At 43.3% G+C, this 3,974-nt stretch carries 5 protein-coding genes; 3 read left to right on the forward strand and 2 right to left on the reverse strand.

Annotated elements, in window-relative coordinates:
* Positions 1 to 359 precede the first annotated feature (359 nt).
* Both B2P60_RS12210 and B2P60_RS12215 read left to right on the forward strand, forming a co-directional pair.
* Complete coding sequence (locus B2P60_RS12210) at positions 360 to 1,022, forward strand: glutathione S-transferase family protein (protein ID WP_286741651.1); 663 nt, start codon at positions 360 to 362, stop codon at positions 1,020 to 1,022.
* 285 nt (positions 1,023 to 1,307) lie between these two features.
* Complete coding sequence (locus tag B2P60_RS12215; protein ID WP_286741654.1) at positions 1,308 to 2,258, forward strand: META domain-containing protein; 951 nt, start codon at positions 1,308 to 1,310, stop codon at positions 2,256 to 2,258.
* Between the two features lie 169 nt (positions 2,259 to 2,427).
* On the opposite strand, the gene ruvC is transcribed toward B2P60_RS12215, so the two are convergent.
* A complete protein-coding gene (gene ruvC / locus B2P60_RS12220) occupies positions 2,428 to 3,012 on the reverse strand; it encodes a crossover junction endodeoxyribonuclease RuvC (RefSeq protein WP_193004858.1) in 585 nt (194 codons plus the stop codon).
* A 153-nt stretch (positions 3,013 to 3,165) separates the two neighbouring features.
* Here ruvC and B2P60_RS12225 point away from each other — a divergent pair, with 153 nt between their 5' ends.
* Positions 3,166 to 3,792: an FxsA family protein gene (locus tag B2P60_RS12225; RefSeq protein ID WP_198334294.1), complete on the forward strand. Its 627-nt coding sequence runs from the start codon at positions 3,166 to 3,168 to the stop codon at positions 3,790 to 3,792.
* Positions 3,793 to 3,864: 72 nt separating this feature from the next.
* Here B2P60_RS12225 and B2P60_RS12230 read toward each other — a convergent pair.
* Positions 3,865 to 3,974 (reverse strand): IS3 family transposase (locus tag B2P60_RS12230; protein WP_286741656.1); only part of this gene is annotated, 110 nt, incomplete at its 5' end.

A 3,974-nucleotide genomic window follows, 5' to 3' on the forward strand; every position in this document is an offset into this window, starting at 1 on the left:
CGGTATGTCCTTGCCGATAGTATGCGATGACTTGCATCTTAAAGTCCAGATCGTAACGCATAAAAATACCCCATAAGTTGTGTCCAACTTATGGGGCTCAGTTCAGTTATGGGGCTTTTTACTATTCATATAACAAGTATCCTCAAGGTTTTGTTATGATGAGGAAAGCAGAGGATTTCATCTAAAGGAATGTCTACAGAAATGTTGTTCACTGGCTTTAAGTTTAAGAATATTGCAGGACCAGATTTAGAGTAGACACTGCTTTTTGGTCGAAAATTACAAACAACATTTACCCATTAAAAGACTTCAACTTCAACAGCGCTGAGTCGCTTTTTAACCCATCTTACAAGGAGTTTGCCATGAAAAAACTATATGTAACCCGTACGGCACCCAATCCCCGCAAAGCACTTATTTTATTGGCCTCAAAAGGAATTGATGTTGATAATATGGACGATGTTGATGTGGTGGATATTGATTTTGCTGCGAATGAGCAAATGTCTGATGAATTTACTAACATGAACCCTATGCAGACTGTGCCAGTACTGAAGTTAGATGATGGCACCATACTCAATGATTCGCAGGCAGTGTGCGAATATCTAGATCGCGTTTATGGTGAGCGCTCAGTGATGGGCAACGATGTGGTACAACGTGCCCAAGTTTGTTCGATGCGCCGTATTGCAGAGTTTGAAGTTTTGTACAATTTTATGCTGGCGTTTCAGCACAGTCACCCATCTAAAGCGCAACGGGTTGAGCAAGTCCCAGAGTTTGTCGCGCCGTCTATCGCGCGCTCTGCTAAAGCGCTGGCTTATTTTGACACCATCTTAGAAGGTCGGGATTATTTGGTAGGAGAGCAACTAAGTTTTGCTGACATTGTGCTCTATTTAGGCTTAGATTTTGGCAAAATACTTCAGGTAAATCCTAATGAACAAGGCGAGAACCTAGCCCGTTTTTATCAAATGATGCATGAGCGCTTTAGCATTCAAAATATGGCGAAGGCTAAATCGGCGAGTGAAGATAAATAAAAGCATTAGGCAAGCCAATCTTTGGAAAACGCTATTACCCACAGTCTTTGGTGGTTGAAGAGTGATTCGACTGCCTAAGATGGCAATAGTGAATTGCAGATGCCATAAAATGGCACAAGGGGAGGTTACTACGAAACTATGAAATCAAACCCTTTGTTACAATAGTAACAAACATCAACGCTATAGTGGTCAAATTATTATGTCCTATAAAGGCAAATATAAACACTTTTTGGACGATGAAAAAAGCGGTACTGTAAAAAGAGGCAACCACAAGGCGTGACTGTTATGACATTATCTTTTAGAGCGTGGTCTTTTAAACTGGGCGTACTACCATTTATGCTGACAGCGAGTGTGGCGTTAGGCGCTTGCCAAGACTCTTCTTTATCAAATGAGCAGGAGGCACAAGCGGGTACGAATGCCGTTAATAGTGAAGTAAGTAACAGTGATCCAGTGGCCAAAAGTGAGGCCAGCGTGGCTCAGGCGACAGCAGATGAGGTAAGTGCGGAAGAATCGATGATCAACAACCTGTCGCGCTATCGTTGGACATTGTTATCTGCAACGGATAATAACGCTCAACCATTAAGTACGCTAATGGACGTTAAAGATCAGGTGAGGTTGTCATTTGCTCAGTACCAAGGCCAAAATACCTTAAACTATAGTGTGGGCTGTAATACGATGAGCGCTGTCTATCAGTTGCAAGATCTGACTTTGACTATTGAAGACAGCATGAGTACGAAAATGTCATGTGGAAATCTTGATGCCGCTGAAAACAGTTTGAGCAAATTGATGCAAGGGGAGAGCCAGTTAGTCTTATCGAGAAATGTTGCCTCTGAAGAGGATCAGCCAGTATTGACGCAAATCACTAGTGCGGCTACTTTAGTTTGGGGTGGTAAGCTCACCCCGCAAGCTAAATACAATAGCAAAGGTGAGACGGTGTTTTGGGCGGTCAACGATAAAATGATCCCTTGCAGCGACAATAACTCAAAGATGTGCCTACAAGTGAAGCCCGTTACTTATGATGACCAAGGCATTAAAACCAGCGAAGGTGAATGGACATCATTCAATGGTGTTATCGACGGCTATGAACATGATGGCAAGCATGACGAAGTATTACGTCTACAGCGTTACCAGTTAGATACTAGTGAGACGAAAGAGGCCAGTAGTGACTCAAATGTGTCCAAAGACGCGTATGCCTATGTGTTAGATGCGGTGATCGAAAGCTCGGTAGTAGAATAAAAAGCTCGGTAGTAGAAGAAGCAGATACTAAGCGATCTCCTTCCTAAAAATTAGAGTTACAAGAAAAATTGATACCAGCCGTGCATAATGTATCGATATTAGTTTTTATTGACTACTTATTACTCAAGATAAACGCGCCATTAGGCGCGTTTTTTGTGGCGTGCTTATGTCAACGTAAGTTACCCAGATCTTCTTCAGTCAAACGCCAACGACCTTTTTTCTTAGAGGCACCGCGACCACGCATGGCGCTATTAAGTAGCAATTTATTCATAGAATGGCTTGAATGCGCATGGCAAATTGCGCAAGCAAGTCCATCTGCGGCGTCTGCCTGTGGTACGACATCTAAAGACAGTATCCGACAAACCATTTCTTGAACTTGCTCTTTGGCTGCGGCACCGTATCCACACACGGCTTGTTTGATTTGGCGGGCAGTATATTCTGACACTTCTAGATCCAATGCTACCATGGCGGCAATAGCGGCGCCTCGCGCTTGCCCAAGCTTCAGCGCAGAGTCAGGGTTTTCTGCCATAAACACCTGCTCAATAGCCGTATAGATAGGCTCATCCGCGTATTTGAGGTGATGTTGAGTGATCCGCGTCAAGCCATTAAAAATACGCTTTAATCGTTCAGGCATCTCTTTGGTGTCCGTGCGTATGGTGCCCGCATCAATGTAGGTCAGTTTATCACCCGTTTGTTGGACGATACCATAACCCGTCATGCGCGAACCTGGGTCAATCCCGATAATAATTGCCATAGTTTTCCGTCTTACTTACATTGTGTTTTATGGCTTAAAAATGCGCCGTAAGTTTGATAGTATAGCAATCAATCCCCATATACATCATATGTTAGCCATTTTAATTTGCATGGCACTCAATTTATTAGTTTTTATTTTATAGGACGACACTTTATGGGTCAGATAGTTGGTATTGCCATTGTTTGGTTTATTATCGAGATGCTACTGTGGTATTTACTTGCTCAGTTTATGAGTGGCTGGTGGGTCTTTATGTGGTTTATTGTTGCTGCTGTTATCGGGATCGCTCTTATACGTAAAGGTATGGCGGCGCTCAATCCAATGGCACAGCAGATGAAAGCGGGTGGCATGATGAACCCTGCGATGCGTCCACAAGAGTCAACCATGATTAAAAGTGTTGCGATGGCGGCAGCAGGTATTTTACTGCTTATCCCTGGGGTGCTTAGTGACTTAATCGCGCTATTGGTCGTACTACCACCCGTGCAAAAGAAACTGAAAGACATTGCCAATAACTACGTCATGAATAATCAGCAAAAGATGATGGAGATGATGGCTAAGCAGATGGGTGGACAAATGGGTGCTGGTCAAAATCCGTTTGGCGGTGGCATGGGCGGTCAAAACCCATTTGGTGGAGCCGGGGGTATGAATGGCCAAAATCCATTTGGTCAACAACAACAAAACCCGTTTGGTGACGTGTTTAAACAACATACGACCGTTGATGGCACAGCCAAAAACGTTCCTAAAGATGTGAAGAAAATCACCAAGTCTGCTAACGATGAATAACTGTTTGGTTAACCGTTAGTGATAGAAAAAGCCCCTTTTGTGAACTGACCCCCAAAACTTGGACAGTTTAGTTTACCCCAAGGACTGAGTTCTGTATTGCACAGGGCTCAATCCTTTTAGTTTCAATTGAATACGCTCATGGTTGTAATAATGAATGTACTCATGGATTTGTTGCTCTAACT

Source organism: Psychrobacter sp. UBA3068, assembly GCF_002366815.1.
GTDB classification, from domain to species: Bacteria; Pseudomonadota; Gammaproteobacteria; order Pseudomonadales; family Moraxellaceae; genus Psychrobacter; species Psychrobacter namhaensis.